The following is a 17,176-nucleotide window of genomic DNA, read 5'->3' on the forward strand; positions in this document are numbered from 1 at the left end:
CTCAGCTCAGACTGCCGAAGATATTTTCTAATTAATTAGCCATATTTATTATGGTTTCCAAAAAGACCAGACCGTACCGTTGTATACAGCCAGCTGTCTTTTTGTAGTATCATATACCATCATTCCCGGACTGGGATTAATGATATTAAGATGCGGACTTGCTACCTGCGGTAATATCATTGCTTTGTTGGTATCACCAAGCACCAGTATTCCTGCTGTATTATCCGGATTTCCGGTTGTGTAGATAGCAACCTTTGCTCCCGGCTGTTCTGTCTTATCCGTTCCCTGTATGCTTAGATCCGCCGTACCTGAGGCATCAACACTAAAATCAAACCATGCGTTATCTTTTAAATATTTTACCTTATGGTCTGTGGTATCATAGAGCATCGTCCCGTTTTCTGTAATCCCGGATTTGTCGATGACATAAGGAAGAACAAGCCCTCTGTTTTCCGTATTGGCAAACTCTAAGGACACAGATCCGTTCGTAACATTTGCTTTACTGATCGCCACCTGAGCCTGAATCTGCGAAGCTGACAAAGAAACTATTAATACTACTATTATTTTTTTCATTGTTATTGACTTTAAATTGTTAAAAAGAGGCTGAGAATTGATACTCTCAACCCCTTATTTACTATTATTAATCCGGACAAGTCTGTGTCGTTAAACAATACCATCCAAAAGTAACTCCGTTATCCTGTGAAGTGTATATTTTCATACATTTATTGGTAGTATCATATACCAACATTCCTTCTACAAAGTTGGCAGGTGCGATTCCTACAGGATTAGCTCCTGAGAACGCTACTCTGTTCGGTACGAAACCTTTTGTTTTAGATTCCAGTACCAGCCAGCCTCCTGTACGGATTCCAGGCCAGTTGTCTCCGGCTGTACCCGCTCTATTAAGAGAAGTAATACCTACTTTGCTATTAAGAGCCGGATTACCTGCACTTGCTACAGCTCCGGGCTTATAACATAATCCCTGAGCAATTCCTAACGTAAACACCTGTCCGTTTGCAAGAACCACACTGTTGAAAGAAACTGCAGAACCTGCTGTGTAAGATGAAGCAGGAATCACCTGAACCGTTCCGGTAGTGAAATCCCCGTCTCCGTCTGTATCTACTAAAAGCATTACGTTAGCAGCCGTAGCTCCCGTTAAAGTAATACCTGTTAAGTTGAATTTTAAAGATACATTTGAAATATCTGTTCCGTCTGTATTGGTTTGAGCTACCTTCCATTCACGATCCAGTCTTCTTCCTACATTTGCAGGTAATTCTGTTATCTGTTCAACAACTGCACTTCCGCTTCCCTTGTTATTGGCAAACAACATGAATTCCTGATCTCCGTCAATGGCTGTACGCGTTGCATCAAGGTTTAATGATGTAAAATCAGTATTCGTAGACACTGTTAATATATCTCCTGCGTCGTTAGATTTAGAGATACGCTGGTTAAGTCCATAATAATCATCTCTGCCCAAACCGAACACGTCATATTTGTAAGTAGCATCCGAAGCACGAACAACTGCTCCTGAACTGTTGACATAAGGATAGCTTACATTTCCTGCAGTAGCACCAAACTGATCTGTACCTCCTGTTAATGTAATACCATATTTCACAGCCAGATAAGATTCTACCATTGCTCTTTCAGCTTCTGTAAGTACTCTGTCGTAAACAATTAATTCGGCATAAGCACCATTTAATCTTCCCGTAGGATCGTTAAGGGTTGTAGGCGCAGAGAAATGTTTACCGATTCTTACCAATCCACTCAATAATCTTCCTTCTCCTGTCAATGTATTAGAAGGGTCAGCATTCTGATTAAGAATATCATTTGACCCGCTTCCGTATGAGCTGTAATAGATCTCTTCATCTCCCACTCTGTTTCTTTTCAGAACACCGATTGCCGGTTGTGTCTGAAGTCCCAGGTTTCCTATATAATTATAATCACCTGCCGAACCTCCTCCAAAAGAAAGAAAGCTTCCCGCTGATACACCAAAAGACATATCTGCTCTCGCAGGTGCAGCGTCTCCGGCACTAGGATTGGAAACATCACCGCCATATAAAAGCATACTTGTAGCCTGAGAATTTCCAAATCCAGCTGCTTTGAATACACTGATTACCGTCTGACTTCCGAATGTAGGAGTCGTAAACTGTACAGCATTACCTCTGTTAAGATTTGAGAAGTTAATAACAGGGTTGAAATTGAAATTATCCGTAGCATTATACTTATAGAAAGGCAATGTAGGAAGAGTTCCTGCTGTTTCTGCCGGTTCTCCCGGATCTACAGTAGGTGTAGTACCATCCTGGCTTCCGTTGGCAGTTTCCTGATCGTACCATGTTGTGATCTGCGTATTATCAGCCGGAACGCCTGATGCAGTATTCACCCCTTTATCAGCTCTTACCCAAAGTACCTGAGGTTGTAACTCTGAACCGAAAGTAATATATCTCGCCGTTGCATCACTGTCGAAACTCTTGCTGAATATCCACTTACCTCCGCTGTAGCTACCTGCAACAGACTGTACATTTACTGTGAACGCGGCATCGTCTGCCACGAACATACGAACATTATTTCCTGACGCAAGACCGGTTCCGTAAGCTGAAAGATCTGCTGCAAAATAAATATTACCTAAAGTATTTGTTCTCTGTGACAGCCAGATTCTCTGGATACGCTGTGCGGGGTTACCCGAAACCGTAAAGCCTACAAGCGGCGTTGCGGTAACCGTATTATCTCCCGCTAAGAAATACTTCTGATCCCCTGACAATGAAGTTCTGGACGCTGCAATATTCTGAGATACAAAATCATTGCCCGTTGCCATTGTAAGGATAGTTCCTGTATTCACACTCTTAGAAACTTTTTGGTGTAAAGATGAAATATCATCTTTTGCCAATCCGAATACGTTGTTATTATAAGTATTGTTAAGCGCACCATTCCAAATTGCAGCATCTGCAGAAGAAACGTAATTGTCAGTAGCTACACGTCCTAAAGTAATACCATACTTGATCGCCAGATAAGTATCTACTTTTCTTCTTTCTGCTGCTGTAAGATTACCATCACCATAGATAATTGTCTCACCCATATCTCCAACAATACCTCCGTTATCACTTGAATTACCTGTCCATCGTGTATCACCAAATACATGACCGCCTAAAGCGAGTCCCATTGCAGAAGTTGTTACTGTAGAACCGTTTGCAGCCCCATTCAGACCTCTTGCCAAACTTGTATTAGTGAAGGTATTATACATAATACTCGGTATTGTAGTAGAATAAGTTACTCCTGAGCTCGGAAGCTGTGTTCCGCCTCCTACAACCCTTCTTTCTATGGTAGCATTCGGGAAAAATCCTAAATAATCCCAGCTCGACGCATCAGTTGTAGCATTATCTGCTGTAATACTAAAGAAGTGAGGGTTCGGACTTCCCGGGAATGTCATTCCTTCTTTAGTAAGTGTAAATACATCATTACTTGTATTAGTTATCGTCTGTGTAGTAATATTACCTAACGTCTGAGTAATTGCAGTGAAGCTAACTCCCGGGTTATAATTGAAGTACGTTGCATCTCCGATTTTATATTTCGGTAATGCCTTACCTGCGATCTGAGCAGAGACCGTTCCTGAGAAATAATCTTTCCAAGAAGTTACATCAGTTGCATTTCCTGTGTTAGTTGCATCAATATCAGCTCTGTACCACTGGCTCAATCCATTGATAATCCCTCCCGGAGCATGTGCAAATGCTGCGAAAGTAAAGAACTGACCATTTGCTAATGTTACATCGGCATAGTTATAGGTAACACCATTTACTGTCTGAGTATTTACAGACATATCTGTTACCGTATCCGTATTATCAAATACAGCATCCGGACTCTGAATTAATCTAAGTGCAGCTAAACCAGCCGGCCATGCAATACGTACCGTTCCAACGTTACCCGTATTCTGTGCTTTCCAGATCGATGCAAAACGGTAATTAATGCCTGTAATTCCATTGATAGGAACAGAAAGGCCCTGTTTCAAACCATTATCTCCTACCAGCAAGAACTGACCGTCTGTTAAAGTATTTGTATTTAAAGCATTCGTATTTGCTAATGCACCCCCTGCACCAATAATTAACTTTTGTGAGTTATTTATACTTTTTGACTGCTTTTGATTCAGATCAGAAACAAAATCATTGGCAATACCAAAAATATTATTGTTATAGCCTGTATTTGTAGAGCTATTCCACACATTAGCTGAGGTACTGCTCAAATAATTAGGCGTATTGGTAATATCTAATGTAATACCTCCTTTAATTGCAAGATAAGAATCTACTCTGTTAACATCATTTGCTGATAAAGCTCCGTCAAAAACAATAGTTTCAGACATAGTCATTCCGGTACCGTTATCATCGCCGCCATCATTTGCATTTCTTCCCAATATAATTCCTCCGTCCGGCCAAGTGGTAAGAGCTGTCATTGCCATATTAGAAAGGATTGCCGCACCGTTCAGAGCCCTTTGGAACTGATTGTTGGTAAAGCTATTTCTTACAATGGTTGTATTGTTTAGCTGTGTGTACTGAGCCGCAACAGGTGTTACAGCTGCATTAATATGGGAACCTGCTGCATTATCCCTCATGTTAATATTAACAGCAGCAATCCCCGGACTGTCATATTTATTACCTCCTGTAAGTGCCGAATAATTTAACCCAACAACCCTGTCATAACCCGATCCTGTAACCGATGTTATACTGGTATATATCGAATAGTTGGTACTGGAAACAGCATTTAGCACAGAAGAATTTCCTAAAGCATTAGCTGCCAAAAAGGTAACAGCAGGATTAAAGTTAAAGTTAAGCCCAGTTCCATTCACTGAAGTTGGAGCTGAAGTACTGCTTGATAATGCAGGTGTAACAGGTATTTGCCCTGCAGAGTAATCTGTCCAGGTTGTTACCGCACCAGTTGCCGGTACTAATCCTTTATCGGCTCTGTACCAAAGTGAAGAAAGGACTCCTCCAGGTGCATGGACATAAGCTGCCAATGTGAAATATTGCCCGTCTGCTAATGTTACATCCGCATAGTTATAAATAACACCATTTACTGTCTGAGTATTTACAGACATATCCGTTACCGTATCTGTATTATCAAATACAGCATCATTACTCTGAATAAGTCTTAAGTTAGTCAATCCGGTTGGCCAGGTAACTCTTACTGTTCCTACATTTCCGGTATTCTGAGCTTTCCAGATTGAGGCGAAACGATAATTAATTCCAGAAATTCCAGAAATTGCAACAGCTGGCGTTTTTTGTAAGCCGTTATCTCCCCAGATAAGATATTGTCCTGCAGTAAGGGAAGTTGAATTCGCTGCATTCGTATTAGCCAAACCTGTTGTTCCGATCAATATTTGCTTACCCGAATTAACGCTCCATGATTGTTTTTGATTTAATCCCGTTGCATCTCTTGCAATACCAGCAATATTATTGTTATATGCACTATTAGCGGAAGAGCTCCAGACTACGGTACTAGAAGAATTTTTATAATCTTTGGTTCCCTGAGCATAGGTAGTTCCATACTTTACTGACAAGTAAGACTCAACTCGATCCATTTCATCGGCAGTAAGTCTGTTTTCAAAAATAAGCATTTCGTTTACCTGCCCATTCAGAGAGCCCCAGTTGGTATCCCCTCCTACACGAATATCTCTTGCATTAACATCCTGAACCGCATTTTGAAGCTGACTTCCTGAATAATCCGTTCTGTTTCCGTTCAGAGATACAGTAGCTGCAGCATATGAAGCATTTGTTCCCGCTCCATTTTGCCAGCTGCTTCCTGCCGTGAAGTAGAAATTATTCTGAAAACTATTGCTGGTTAATCCCTGATACCCAGGGCCTCCGGTAAAAAACAATAAATTGTTTAAGCCATTATTAGAAGTGTGTAATCCCGGATAATCCATTGTAGAATCAAATCCGAAAATTCCACATCCTGTTAATGTATTTATATATCCAGCTGTAAATAATGTTCCATTTACACGATCTATGATATTAATACCCGTTCCCGGCTGAAACTCCATCCATTTACTTTGAAACGTAACAGTAGGATTGAAGTTTGCCAATGTTGTAGTATTTGAAAATGTAGGACGTAATCCGGCAGTTGCCTGTAAGAGATTGAATCCGTTACCCTGGGCATCATTCCATTGATATACTGTCGAATTATTAGCTGAGTTGGTAACTCCTGCATCTGAAAACAATGTACTCGAAGCATCAGCTTTGTACCAGGCTGCCGGAACGACTCCACCCGGCGATTGTCCAAATAGTATTAATGGCGATGATACCGCTATTAAGAAAGTTAATATTTTTCTCATTATTTAATTATTTAGTTATTATTTTTTTATTTCCTTACTTCTTACTTTGGGAAAAAGAAATAAGGAAATGATATAACAGGTAATTAATAGATAGTCAAATGCTATTAATCCCGTCGTTTCTAAAATAATTGCGCAGAAAAATATGGTGGGGGTCGTTGAAAATTTTTGCCCGAAAATTGTATAAAAAAAATATTTTCTTTAAAAAAAGGAATTAAGTATAGACTCCATAAGAATACTAAACTTAGAATTAGAAATTTATTTATTGAAAATAATTTGATTTGTTGAGTAGTTGTTACCACTGCTCTATCTGATCCGACAACAAAATAATTAAATTTTTTATCCTGAGGATTTGTATAATAAAATTTAGATGTGGAAGTTTGGCTTTGAGTATTTTTTTTTGCGTTTTTTTCCGCAACAACTTTATTTTTTAATTTTTCTTTTTTTAAAACTTGTTTATGTTCGCTATTTTTAACAATAATGACAGGTGAAGTAATTACATTTTCTATATCTGAGATCTGAGCATCTCCTGTAACGTAAATTTTCGCTATATTGTCATCAAAAGACTTGAGAGAATCACTTTCAGCAATTTTTTCATTTCCAGGATGATCAGGAACCATCGCATGTAAAGGCTGAAAAAATAAAACCACTGAAATCACAAAAAGAAAGAATCTTCCCCTTTTAGCTAGAGAAGATCTTTCTTTACCCTTTTCATTCATTTGTGTTTTCATTTTTTTTCAGTGTGTCTTAGAATCGTGAGGCCCAATAGGTTGAACAATATTATGTTAATAAAGCACACATCACAATTTAATAACAAGATGAATTCCGAAAAAATGATAAATTTTTAAAGAAAAAAGATCATTTTTTATGCAATGAATAAAACAAATTAAAACATTAATATTCAGTATCTTATCAATTGAATAAGACAGAATAATTTTGGAAAATATTTGAAAATAATTTTGTAGTTAATCTCAAGTATCCGCTTTTACAATTTTAAGTACAGTAAACATTAATAATCTAATCTTGATTCTGCAGATACTCACAACTTATACACAAGATTTTATTTAAATCAACAGTAAGAATATTGGATGAATTTTGAATTGGATTTAAATATCTAATCTATTGAGATTCATAATAAAATTGATCTCTCATGAATATTCAAAAATTTGTAATACATATGATTCATCATGAGCGTTACGAAAAATAGCCTATCGTAGGAAAACAATAAGTATATTTGTAATACGACTCATCGTATTTAAAAATGTTGACAGATAAATTTGGAAGGAACATCAATTATCTCCGGCTTGCTATCGTAGACCGATGTAATCTCCGTTGTACTTATTGTATGCCGGAAAACGGTCTTACCTGGATTAAGCAAAAGGAATTAATGACCGATGAAGAAATGCTCAGAATCTGTACAATATTTACGGAAATGGGAGTAAATAAAATCAGGATAACAGGAGGAGAACCTTTTGTCCGAAAAAACAGTATCGAACTCATCCAAAATATATCACAATTAGATGGACTCACTGACCTCAGTATAACAACCAACGGGCTTCTTACCGAACAATATATTCCACAACTTAAAAAGTTTGGAATAAAATCCGTCAATTTGAGTTTGGATACTTTAGACGAAGAACGGTTTTTCAAAATTACCCGTAGAAAAAGCTTTGATAAAGTGATGAAAACTTTAAACAGTTTATTGCAACACAACATCAAAGTAAAAATAAATACTGTGGTAATGGAAGACCAAAATATTGATGATATGATTCCTCTGGTAATGCTTACAAAAGATCTTCCGGTAGATGTCCGCTTTATCGAAGAAATGCCTTTTAATGGTGGAACACACTCTCTTTCTTTAAAATGGAATTCTGTTCAGATTCTAAATCACATCAAATCTCATTTTCCTGAAATTCAAAAGACAGAAGATCCCAAAAATTCCACATCATACAATTACAACATTCCGGGTTTTAACGGAAATATTGGAATTATTGCAGCTTATACACGCTCATTCTGCGGAACTTGCAACCGTCTTCGCTTAACGCCCACCGGAATTTTAAAAACCTGCCTGTATGAAGGAACCGGCGTAAACCTGAAAGATGAAATCCGTATGGGAAAAACGGACGAAGAGCTGAAAAACATCATCATCAACAGCGTACAGAACAAACCAAAAGACGGATGGGAAGCTCAAAAATCGAGCTTGACTACATCACAAATTCATCAGTCAATGGCAACAATAGGAGGATAATTATGGAAATGATTAGCGTACAACAGGCAGAAGAAATCCTATTTTCTCAAATCAAAAACTTCGGAACAGAAGAGATTTTCTACGAAAATGCATTAGGAAGAATTTTAGCTGAAAATATTGTGACAGATTGTGATTTACCTCCTTTTGACAGGTCTACGGTAGATGGAATTGCCATTAATTTTAATGCTTATGAAAACAGTTTTCGTACATTTAAAATCAAAGCAACACAACCCGCAGGCGAACCACCCATTTCTATTGATTCAGAAAACGAATGCATAGAAATCATGACCGGAGCAGCTTTGGATAATTCAGTAAATACGGTTATTCGTTACGAAGATCTGATAATCGAAAACGGAACTGCAACCATCAATATCATTATTAAAAAAGGACAAAACATTCACTGGAAAGGAAAAGATAAAAAAGCCGGGGAAATATTGGTAAAAGCCAATCAGCTCATTACTCCATCTATTCTCGGAATTGCTGCGTCGGTCGGAAAAACAATTTTAACCGTAAAAAAACTTCCCAAAGTTATTATTATTTCCACCGGAGATGAGATGATATCCGCCGAAGACGTTCCTACCCCATTCCAGCTAAGACGTTCCAATGGGATTACCATAAAATCCGTTTTGGAAAAATATAAAATCAATGCAGATTGGCTGCATTGGAATGATGATTTTCAATTAATAAAAAATGAACTTTCCCGATGTATTGATGAATACGATATTTTACTAATGAGCGGCGGGGTTTCTATGGGGAAATTCGATTATCTGCCAAAAGCCTGCGAAGAGCTGGGAGTAGAAAAGCTTTTTCACAAAATAAAACAAAGACCGGGAAAACCATTTTGGTTTGGAAAAAGCCAAAACGAAAAATTGGTTTTTGCATTTCCGGGAAATCCTGTTTCCGTATTTATGTGTCTGCACCGGTATTTTATTCCCTGGCTGGAAAAATCTTTGGAAATCCCGGAAAATCCTCAATATGCGGTTTTACAAAATGATATAGACTTTCCTTTTTTGTTACAATATTTTGCGCAGGTAAAACTCAGTGTGAACCCATCGGGACAATTAATCGCCGAATCAGTAAATACCAATGGTTCCGGAGATTTTTCTCATCTTGCAGAAACCGATGCATTCATAGAACTTCCTCTGGAAAAAACTGAGTTTAAGAAAGGCGAAGTGTATAAAATATGGAGATATAATTTTTAATTTTACTCATGACAAACTTTTCACATCTAAATAAAAAGGAGCAACCGGGTATGGTACATGTTGGCAGTAAAAAAATCACGCACCGAAAAGCCGTTGCCAAAGCTATTGTGATACTTCCCGAAAATATTCTGGAAGCACTTCAAAAAGATGACTTCAAAACTAAAAAAGGCTCTGTTTTCCAGACCGCAATTATTGCAGGAATAATGGCAGCAAAAAAAACAGGTGACCTGATTCCTCTCTGCCATCCTATCGGTATGGATAACTGCGAGATAGATATTGAAATCAATTCTCAAAACGAAATTGAGATCTATTGTACTGCCGAGATTGAAGCTAAAACAGGAATCGAAATGGAAGCACTGACAGGAGCATCTGTTGCCGCACTTACCATTTATGATATGTGCAAAGCATTGAGTCATGATATTGTGATTAAAGAAATAAAACTAATGGAAAAATCAGGAGGTAAAAATGATTTTAAAAGAGACTAATTTCCCCAAATTAAACGGACTGATACTCGCCGGAGGAAAAAGCCTGCGAATGGGAAATCCTAAAGACAAAATCAATTGGCATGGAAAAGAACAAAAATATTATGCGGCTGATCTTTTAGCTCCGTTTTGTGATGAAGTTTTTATTTCCTGCAGACAAGACCAGCTGGAAAATTTTGACACGGATTATAATGCCCTTACCGATACTTTTTTAAATATGGGACCTTTCGGCGGGATACTTTCCGCATTACGTTCTCAAAGAGATAAAGCCTGGTTGGTTGTTGCCTGCGACTTACCTTTATTGGATGAAAGATCTTTAGAATTTTTAATTGAAAACAGAAATACCGAAAAAGTAGCAACCACTTATGAAAGCCCGTTTGATGGACTTCCAGAACCATTAATTACAATTTGGGAGCCTAAAAGCTATCCTCTGCTTCTGAATTTTTTAGGATCAGGAAATACCTGCCCCAGAAAAGTTCTCATCAACAGTGATACATTAATCCTGAAACCGGGTAACCCGGATGCTTTGATGAATGTGAACACACCTGAAGACATGGCAAAGGCAAAGGAAATTTTAAGAAAATAGATTTAACCGAAGATAAAAAGCATATGAGTGACCCGCTTGAACGTTATCATTGCCAGATGGCTTTACCCGGATTTGGTATTTCTTCCCAGGAATTACTTAAAGATGCTAAAATTTTGATAGTAGGTATGGGCGGACTGGGCTGTCCTTCGGCACAATATCTTGCTTCTTCAGGTATAGGGACGATTGGTCTTGCGGATGATGATACGGTCTCCGAAAGCAATCTGCACCGCCAGATTTTATATGCTCCGGAAGATATTGGAAAATCAAAAGTTGATATTGCCACTAAAAAATTACTGCAACAAAATCCATCGGTAAAAATCATTCCGTTCAATTTTCGGGTAACTTCCGACAATGTAATGGATTTGATTTCGGACTTTGATTTAATCATTGAAGGAACTGATAATTTTGAAACAAAATGTTTGCTGAATGATGCATGCGTTTTATCTGGAAAACCTTTGGTTTACGGAGCAATTTATCAATATGAAGGGCAAGTCAGCATTTGGAATGTAAGGCAAAAAGAAGGCAATTTTTCTCCCAATTACCGCGACGTTTTTCCCGATGCGGAAAATGCGCAGGTTCCGAATTGTGCAGAAGGTGGTGTTATTCCTACTTTGGCAGGAATTGTCGGATGCATGCAGGCTAATGAAGCTATAAAATATTTTACAAATCCCGAAGATTCACTGGCTGGAAAACTCTGGATGATGAATGTTCTGAACGGCAAAACCCAGATTATTAAATTAAGAAAAACTTCTGTGCAGATTACAGGTTTGGCTCAGACGGTTAAGACCATTACGTTTGAGCAGCTTATGCAGGAGAAAGATCATTTTGAAATCATAGATGTACGCACATCACAAGAACATGAACAGTTTAATATAGGAGGAATCAATCTTCCCGTAGAAGAATTACAGGATCATTCAGATTATATTTCCAGTTGTTCCAGACCTGTTTTAGTCTATTGCCAATCTGGTAAACGCAGTGCAGAAGCTGTAAGAAAAATAAAAAAGATTTTTCCTGAAAAAGAAGTATTTTCTTTAAAAGACGGCATTCGCAAAATACCGCTATAAGATTACAAACTAAATCTTTGTAAGTATAGTCTATTATTGAATTTTAGTATTAAATGAAGTATTCCAAATGAATAGATGGAATCTCCAACCGCATTATTACCTGTTTCTCTAAAACCACCACTTATTTATCTTTTGAGTAATCAATCAATAATATTCTGAGTTATTTTTTGAGAAACAGTAATCTGTTCTCCGACCATCTCATGAATGGTTTCATCGATCATAATACACATGCTGTTGAGAGCCAAATCATTTGCATCTGTTCCAAACGGTTCTTCAATTTCATCAGCTATCGCTTCAAACGCAACAAATGTATAAGCAACGAATACAACAATAAGTGGCGTAAACCATCCCAGCGAATCTACAAGCCCAAAAGGTAACAGGAAACAATAAATATACACCGTTCGGTGCAGCAGAACACGGTAACTGTAAGGAATCGGGGTAGAAACTATTCTTTCACATCCTCCCAAAATATCAGAGAGTTTATCAAAATTCTCATCAAAACGTGCCTGTTGGATAGAATCTAAACAATTTTCATCTTTTGCTTTCTGAATCCATTCTCCAAGCAGCCGCATAATAACTGCGGGTTTATATTTTGATGCCGTTATTATTTTCAGCTGGTCTTCATTAAGCCTGGATTTTAAATCTTCGTGGGCATCTGTCCCTCTTAACTGATGCTTCAGTGCAAATACAAAAGCACTAAGCAGCTGAACAAAATCGTGAACTGAAACATTATTGTTCTTTATATTTTTCAAAGTCATTGCCTGACGCGTTAGTGAGCGTGCTGTATTTAATAAAGCTCCCCACAGTTTGCGCCCTTCCCAGAACCGATCATAGCTGACATTGTTCCTGAATCCCAGGAATAATGCCAATACAAAACCGAATAGGGTAAGTGGTGCAGGATTTAAAGGAATCTTAAACGAAAAAATTATTCCATGAAAATAAGTCACTAATAAAGAAAGAATTAAAAGCAATCCCAAGCGGGGAAGTAATGCCGGCAAAACAGAACCGTGCCATACAAAAAGCATTCTGAACCAATGTTCCTTTTTTCTTATTATCATTATTAAATTTTAAAATATAGTTTTGGCACTTATTTTTTAATTGATCCGATGATAAGCTCCGTAACCTGATAAGAACTTCTTGCCGGTTTCTTCTCACCTTCAGCAATAATTCTAAGCGGTCCTTTTTCTTTTGGCAAGGGTTTTCCGTCTACAGAATCGGCAATAATGACATTTTTATCCTGAATTGAAGGATCCAGTTCTGCCAGTGAAAATAAAACCTGATAGCCATCGGAACATTTTATCAATACATATTTTGAAAAATTTTCTGCCCCGTGAAGTGCTTTTCCGGATGGAACTCCCGTTTTTCCTAAAATTTCTATGAGCGGGACTCCAGTGAAAGTATGTAAATTCCCTTCCTTATCTTTCATTATGGCTTCTCTCCGGGGCATTTTTGAAAGGTCAGACAAGCTCAATTCCAAAGGCCGGGAAACTTCGCCGGAAACTTTTAATCTGAAATTAGATTGAGCCGCTGCTATCTCACAAAAGGAAAGCAGAATAAGAAAAAATAGTTTCCTCATGATATAAATATTATCTAAAAGAATATTATTGTTTTACTAATCAGGATTAGTACCTGTTGCAGCCATTATATGATCATCAATCTTTTTAAAGATCTCAGGGTTGTGCTTGCGAATTTTGATACGGACATATTTGGAAGCAGGCATATTGGCTCCATTAACCACATTATTGATGGATACCAATACATTCGTTTCCGGGAAATAGGTCATTGTACTTTTCTGAGGAATTGGATATTTTACAACAATAAAAAGAGGAGCAATCCTTTCGATTCCATCATCATAATTGAAAAGGTCTACATGATCGCCTTCTTTTAGACCGGCTTTCTCAATATCTTTTTCATTCATCATGACAACCCTTCTTTCATTGAAAATCCCACGGTAACGGTCATTCAGACCATAAACAACTGTATTGAACTGATCATGTGTCCTGGTCGTTCCCATCAGGTATTCGTCATCTGCAAGCAAATTGTCCGGTACAGCTGTAACATTGAAAGCGGCTTTTCCCGGGTAAAATTCACTGTTGAAAATACCATCCCTTGGTCCGTTCGGAAGATAAAAACCTCCTTTCTGCACTACTCTTTCGTTATAATTTTCAAATCCGGGAATACATTGTTCGATGTCATTACGAACAGCATCATAACTGTTGATAAATTTGTCCCAATCCACTAAGGAACGTTCACCCAAAACCGCCTTTGCCATTCTGCATGCAACATGTGTTTCATTGATCAGATGTTTTGAAATAGGATCGAGAACTCCTCTTGACCATTCTACAACCCCCATTGAATTTTCCGTACTCACATGCTGAAGTTCGCCGTTTATCATATCTTTTTCACTTCTGGAAATGACCGGTAAAATAAGGGCCTCTTTCCCATGGATAAGATGATTCCTATTCAATTTTATAGAAACAATTACGGACATTTCTAATTTTCGCATTGCTTCTGCCGTAAAGGTTGTATCCGGTGCTGCCGAAAGGAAATTACCTCCCATGCAGAACATAAATTTCACCTTTTCTTTATGCATCGCTTTCAGGGCATTTACAACATCATAGCCGCCTTCTCGCGGAACCTTAAAGCCATAGTATTCCTCCAGTCTGTCCAGTTGTTCGGTCGTAGGATGGTGGTTAATAAGCAATGTTCTGTTACCCTGAACATTACTGTGACCTCGAACAGGACAAACTCCTCCCCCCTGGATTCCTATGCTTCCTTTCATCAACAGGAGGTTCACAATATTATAAATCATTTCCACACCGTTGTGCTGCTGCGTGATTCCCATTCCCCAACAAATGATAATACGTTTTTTTGAGGCAATCATTTGCGCGGCATCCCTTAGATTTTCAATCGAAATTCCACATTCTTCCGATAAATAATCGAGGTCATACAATTTTAATTCTGCAGCCAACTCGTTGAAGCCTGCGGTTTTATTAGCGATAAAATCATGGTCAAGAACTTTTCCGGGATTTTTGGCTTCTTCTTCCAATACCAGGATCTGAAGTGCCTTTAAAAGTGCCATGTCTCCATTAATTCTTACAGGAAGATACAAATCTGACAATTCATAAGGCTTATTAAGCAAAGCACGGACTTCCTGAGGATTTCTGAAACCTTTTAATCCCGCTTCAGGAAGAGGGTTGACTGCCATGATCTTTGCTCCGTTTTTCTTTCCTTTGGTCAAAGCAGAAAGCATTCTTGGCGAATTGGTTCCCGGGTTCTGACCGATGATAATAATAAGGTCCGTATCGTAAAAATCTTCCAGTTTTACCGTTCCTTTTCCGATACCTATGCTTCTTGAAAGCGCATAACCGGAAGTTTCATGGCACATATTGGAGCAATCCGGAAAATTATTAGTTCCAAATTCACGGGCAAACAACTGATACACCCATGTTGCTTCGTTGCTTGTTCTGCCTGAAGTATAAAATATGGCTTCGTTGGGAGAATCGAGAGTGTTTAGTTTTTGAGAAATTTTTGAAAAAGCATCATCCCAACTTATCGGCTGATAATGCGTTCCTCCTTGCGACAGATACATAGGTTCTGCAATTCTTCCCAACTGACTGATTTCAAAATCCGTTAGTTTTGCTAAATCATACACTGAATTTTCTCTGAAAAACGCTGCATCTATCTTTTTTGAGGTAGCTTCTTCTGCTAAGGCCTTTGCTCCGTTTTCACAGTATTCACCCAACCTGGAACGTTCATCATCCGGGTCGGGCCATGCACAGCTTGGGCAATCGAAGCCATCAAACTGATTCATACTGAAAAGAGCCCTTCCTCCACGAATAACAGAGGCATTGAGAACCAACTGGTCCAATGAATGGATAACAGCAGGAACGCCGGCTGCCCAGGCTTTTGGCGGTTTCAGTTTCAAATCCAGCAATTTATATGGAGGTTCTGCAGAAGGTAATCTACTGCCCTCTTTTATTTTATCGAATGAATCTTTGTTTTCCATGATTTTTAAATTTTAAAAAATGAAAAAATTTAGCATTTTATATTAGGGTTGGGATAATTGTCACTTTGATCCTCCAGTGTGTTATCAATGCATACAAAATCCTTTTCTATTAAAATTTTCACCAATCCGGCTTGTCCGTCAAAGCCAACTCTGTCTGTGGAAACCCACTCATTTATCATAGCTTTAGGCATTTTCAGTACAATTCTGTTTTCGATGAAAACCGCTGAAAGCTCTTCGTTATCCGTTGTTTCGATAGAATAAATAAACGGACGGTCTACAAATTCTGTAAAGCTTGAGATGCTTCCGTTTTGTCCTAATTCTGCAACTTCGGATTGGGTTAGACGGAATCTTATTGAGTTGTCTTTAATTCTTATTTTCATAACAAATTTTCAATTTTAAAATGGCTGCCGGAATGGTAAATATTAAACCTGTTATCCCGGAGAAAGCCTAATAAAGTGATATCAAATTCTTTTGCAAGATCTATTGCCAGACTGGATGGAGCTCCTATTGCCGCGACAATCGTAATTCCTGCCATGGCAGCTTTCTGAATAAGCTCGAAGCTGGCTCTTCCGCTCAGAACCAAAATTTTATTGTCGAGAGGAAGCAAATCTGCAGATAATGCATATCCTATAAGTTTATCCAATGCGTTATGCCTTCCTACATCCTCACGTAAAGCAAGAAGATTGCCTTCCGAATCAAAGATGCCGGAAGCGTGTATACCGCCTGTAGCACTGAAATTGTTCTGGAATGACTGCAGTTTTTCTGATAGTTGATACAGGGTTTCCAGGGAAACTGCTGTGTTATATTTTCTATGATTATGAAAAGTACTTACTGTTCTTATGGATTCTATGGAACCTTTTCCACAGACACCGCAACTCGAAGTGGTATAAAAGTTGCGGTCGGCTTTCATAAGTTCAGGAATAAAACCTTCTGTAAGTTCTACAATAACAATATTTTCGCTGTTTCTGGAACATTCTGCTTCCGGAAAACATGTGCTTTTAACCTGTTGACGGCTGGAAATAATTCCTTCTGTAAATAAAAAACCGATTGCCAGTTCTGCATCATTTCCCGGAGTCCGCATCGTTACGGATATATTTTTAGACTCTTTTTTATCTCCTGCATAATAAGAAACTCTGATTTCCAAAGGTTCTTCTACAGAAACATCATCCGTATAAGGAAAACTGCTGTTCTCCTTAACTTTGACAATTTCTATCTGTTTTACCGACTTATTTAATAACAAATGAGTTTTCATAATTTAATAACTGGTATAGTAAAGGT

At 38.1% G+C, this 17,176-nt stretch carries 13 protein-coding genes; 5 read left to right on the forward strand and 8 right to left on the reverse strand.

Annotation, left to right across the window (positions count from 1 at the left end):
* Nucleotides 1–48: 48 nt before the first annotated feature.
* From ABD745_RS12525 to ABD745_RS12535, 3 genes are all read right to left on the reverse strand, one after another.
* The gene (locus tag ABD745_RS12525) at nt 49–570 is read right to left on the reverse strand and encodes a hypothetical protein (protein WP_344830257.1); all 522 of its coding nucleotides are present in this window, start codon (nt 568–570) and stop codon (nt 49–51) included.
* Between the two features lie 67 nt (nt 571–637).
* Nucleotides 638–6,310: a beta strand repeat-containing protein gene (locus tag ABD745_RS12530; protein ID WP_344830260.1), complete on the reverse strand. Its 5,673-nt coding sequence runs from the start codon at nt 6,308–6,310 to the stop codon at nt 638–640.
* A 119-nt stretch (nt 6,311–6,429) separates the two neighbouring features.
* Entirely contained in the window at nt 6,430–7,038 is a 609-nt protein-coding gene (locus ABD745_RS12535; RefSeq protein WP_344830262.1) for a hypothetical protein, read from the reverse strand.
* Between the two features lie 530 nt (nt 7,039–7,568).
* On the opposite strand from ABD745_RS12535, the gene moaA reads away from it, so the two are divergent.
* Genes moaA through ABD745_RS12560 form a run of 5 tightly spaced genes read left to right on the forward strand, consistent with a single transcriptional unit; the run spans nt 7,569 to nt 11,889 of the window.
* On the forward strand, nt 7,569–8,555 hold the full coding sequence (moaA, locus tag ABD745_RS12540) for a GTP 3',8-cyclase MoaA (RefSeq protein WP_344830264.1): 987 nt from the start codon (nt 7,569–7,571) through the stop codon (nt 8,553–8,555).
* Nucleotides 8,486–9,757, forward strand: a complete 1,272-nt coding sequence (locus tag ABD745_RS12545; RefSeq protein WP_344830267.1) for a molybdopterin molybdotransferase MoeA — start codon at nt 8,486–8,488, stop codon at nt 9,755–9,757. The genes moaA and ABD745_RS12545 overlap by 70 nt, the downstream gene beginning before the upstream one ends.
* A gap of 8 nt (nt 9,758–9,765) precedes the next feature.
* Entirely contained in the window at nt 9,766–10,242 is a 477-nt protein-coding gene (moaC, locus tag ABD745_RS12550) for a cyclic pyranopterin monophosphate synthase MoaC (RefSeq protein ID WP_344830269.1), read from the forward strand.
* On the forward strand, nt 10,223–10,825 hold the full coding sequence (locus tag ABD745_RS12555; RefSeq protein ID WP_344830272.1) for an NTP transferase domain-containing protein: 603 nt from the start codon (nt 10,223–10,225) through the stop codon (nt 10,823–10,825). The genes moaC and ABD745_RS12555 overlap by 20 nt, the downstream gene beginning before the upstream one ends.
* 23 nt (nt 10,826–10,848) lie before the next feature.
* Nucleotides 10,849–11,889 carry a ThiF family adenylyltransferase gene (locus tag ABD745_RS12560; RefSeq protein WP_344830275.1) on the forward strand — a complete coding sequence of 347 codons (1,041 nt, stop codon included), beginning with the start codon at nt 10,849–10,851 and terminating at the stop codon, nt 11,887–11,889.
* 140 nt (nt 11,890–12,029) lie between these two features.
* Here ABD745_RS12560 and ABD745_RS12565 read toward each other — a convergent pair whose 3' ends face one another.
* From ABD745_RS12565 to fdhD, 5 genes are read right to left on the reverse strand one after another with little or no spacing between them, the layout of a single operon-like run.
* Nucleotides 12,030–12,947, reverse strand: a complete 918-nt coding sequence (locus ABD745_RS12565; protein ID WP_344830282.1) for a bestrophin family protein — start codon at nt 12,945–12,947, stop codon at nt 12,030–12,032.
* Nucleotides 12,948–12,976: 29 nt separating this feature from the next.
* Nucleotides 12,977–13,465 carry a molybdopterin-dependent oxidoreductase gene (locus ABD745_RS12570; protein WP_344830284.1) on the reverse strand — a complete coding sequence of 163 codons (489 nt, stop codon included), beginning with the start codon at nt 13,463–13,465 and terminating at the stop codon, nt 12,977–12,979.
* A 36-nt stretch (nt 13,466–13,501) separates the two neighbouring features.
* Nucleotides 13,502–15,898 carry an FdhF/YdeP family oxidoreductase gene (locus ABD745_RS12575; protein ID WP_344830287.1) on the reverse strand — a complete coding sequence of 799 codons (2,397 nt, stop codon included), beginning with the start codon at nt 15,896–15,898 and terminating at the stop codon, nt 13,502–13,504.
* 29 nt (nt 15,899–15,927) lie between these two features.
* On the reverse strand, nt 15,928–16,278 hold the full coding sequence (locus ABD745_RS12580) for a DUF7009 family protein (protein WP_344830290.1): 351 nt from the start codon (nt 16,276–16,278) through the stop codon (nt 15,928–15,930).
* Nucleotides 16,275–17,150, reverse strand: a complete 876-nt coding sequence (gene fdhD / locus ABD745_RS12585) for a formate dehydrogenase accessory sulfurtransferase FdhD (RefSeq protein ID WP_344830292.1) — start codon at nt 17,148–17,150, stop codon at nt 16,275–16,277. Before fdhD ends, ABD745_RS12580 begins: the two co-directional genes overlap by 4 nt.
* Between the last annotated feature and the right edge of the window lie 26 nt (nt 17,151–17,176).

It is taken from the genome of Chryseobacterium ginsenosidimutans, from assembly GCF_039536845.1.
Taxonomy (GTDB): Bacteria; Bacteroidota; Bacteroidia; order Flavobacteriales; family Weeksellaceae; genus Chryseobacterium; species Chryseobacterium ginsenosidimutans_B.

Excerpts from the sequence above, each read along its gene's own strand:
- ABD745_RS12545 (WP_344830267.1), top strand. The coding sequence starts at position 8,486 with ATGGGAAGCTCAAAAATCGAGCTTGACTACATCACAAATTCATCAGTC.
- ABD745_RS12535 (WP_344830262.1), bottom strand. The coding sequence starts at position 7,038 with ATGAAAACACAAATGAATGAAAAGGGTAAAGAAAGATCTTCTCTAGCT.
- ABD745_RS12560 (WP_344830275.1), top strand. The coding sequence starts at position 10,849 with ATGAGTGACCCGCTTGAACGTTATCATTGCCAGATGGCTTTACCCGGA.
- ABD745_RS12525 (WP_344830257.1), bottom strand. The coding sequence starts at position 570 with ATGAAAAAAATAATAGTAGTATTAATAGTTTCTTTGTCAGCTTCGCAG.
- ABD745_RS12555 (WP_344830272.1), top strand. The coding sequence starts at position 10,223 with ATGATTTTAAAAGAGACTAATTTCCCCAAATTAAACGGACTGATACTC.
- ABD745_RS12565 (WP_344830282.1), bottom strand. The coding sequence starts at position 12,947 with ATGATAATAAGAAAAAAGGAACATTGGTTCAGAATGCTTTTTGTATGG.
- ABD745_RS12575 (WP_344830287.1), bottom strand. The coding sequence starts at position 15,898 with ATGGAAAACAAAGATTCATTCGATAAAATAAAAGAGGGCAGTAGATTA.
- ABD745_RS12570 (WP_344830284.1), bottom strand. The coding sequence starts at position 13,465 with ATGAGGAAACTATTTTTTCTTATTCTGCTTTCCTTTTGTGAGATAGCA.
- fdhD (WP_344830292.1), bottom strand. The coding sequence starts at position 17,150 with ATGAAAACTCATTTGTTATTAAATAAGTCGGTAAAACAGATAGAAATT.
- moaC (WP_344830269.1), top strand. The coding sequence starts at position 9,766 with ATGACAAACTTTTCACATCTAAATAAAAAGGAGCAACCGGGTATGGTA.
- ABD745_RS12530 (WP_344830260.1), bottom strand. The coding sequence starts at position 6,310 with ATGAGAAAAATATTAACTTTCTTAATAGCGGTATCATCGCCATTAATA.
- ABD745_RS12580 (WP_344830290.1), bottom strand. The coding sequence starts at position 16,278 with ATGAAAATAAGAATTAAAGACAACTCAATAAGATTCCGTCTAACCCAA.
- moaA (WP_344830264.1), top strand. The coding sequence starts at position 7,569 with ATGTTGACAGATAAATTTGGAAGGAACATCAATTATCTCCGGCTTGCT.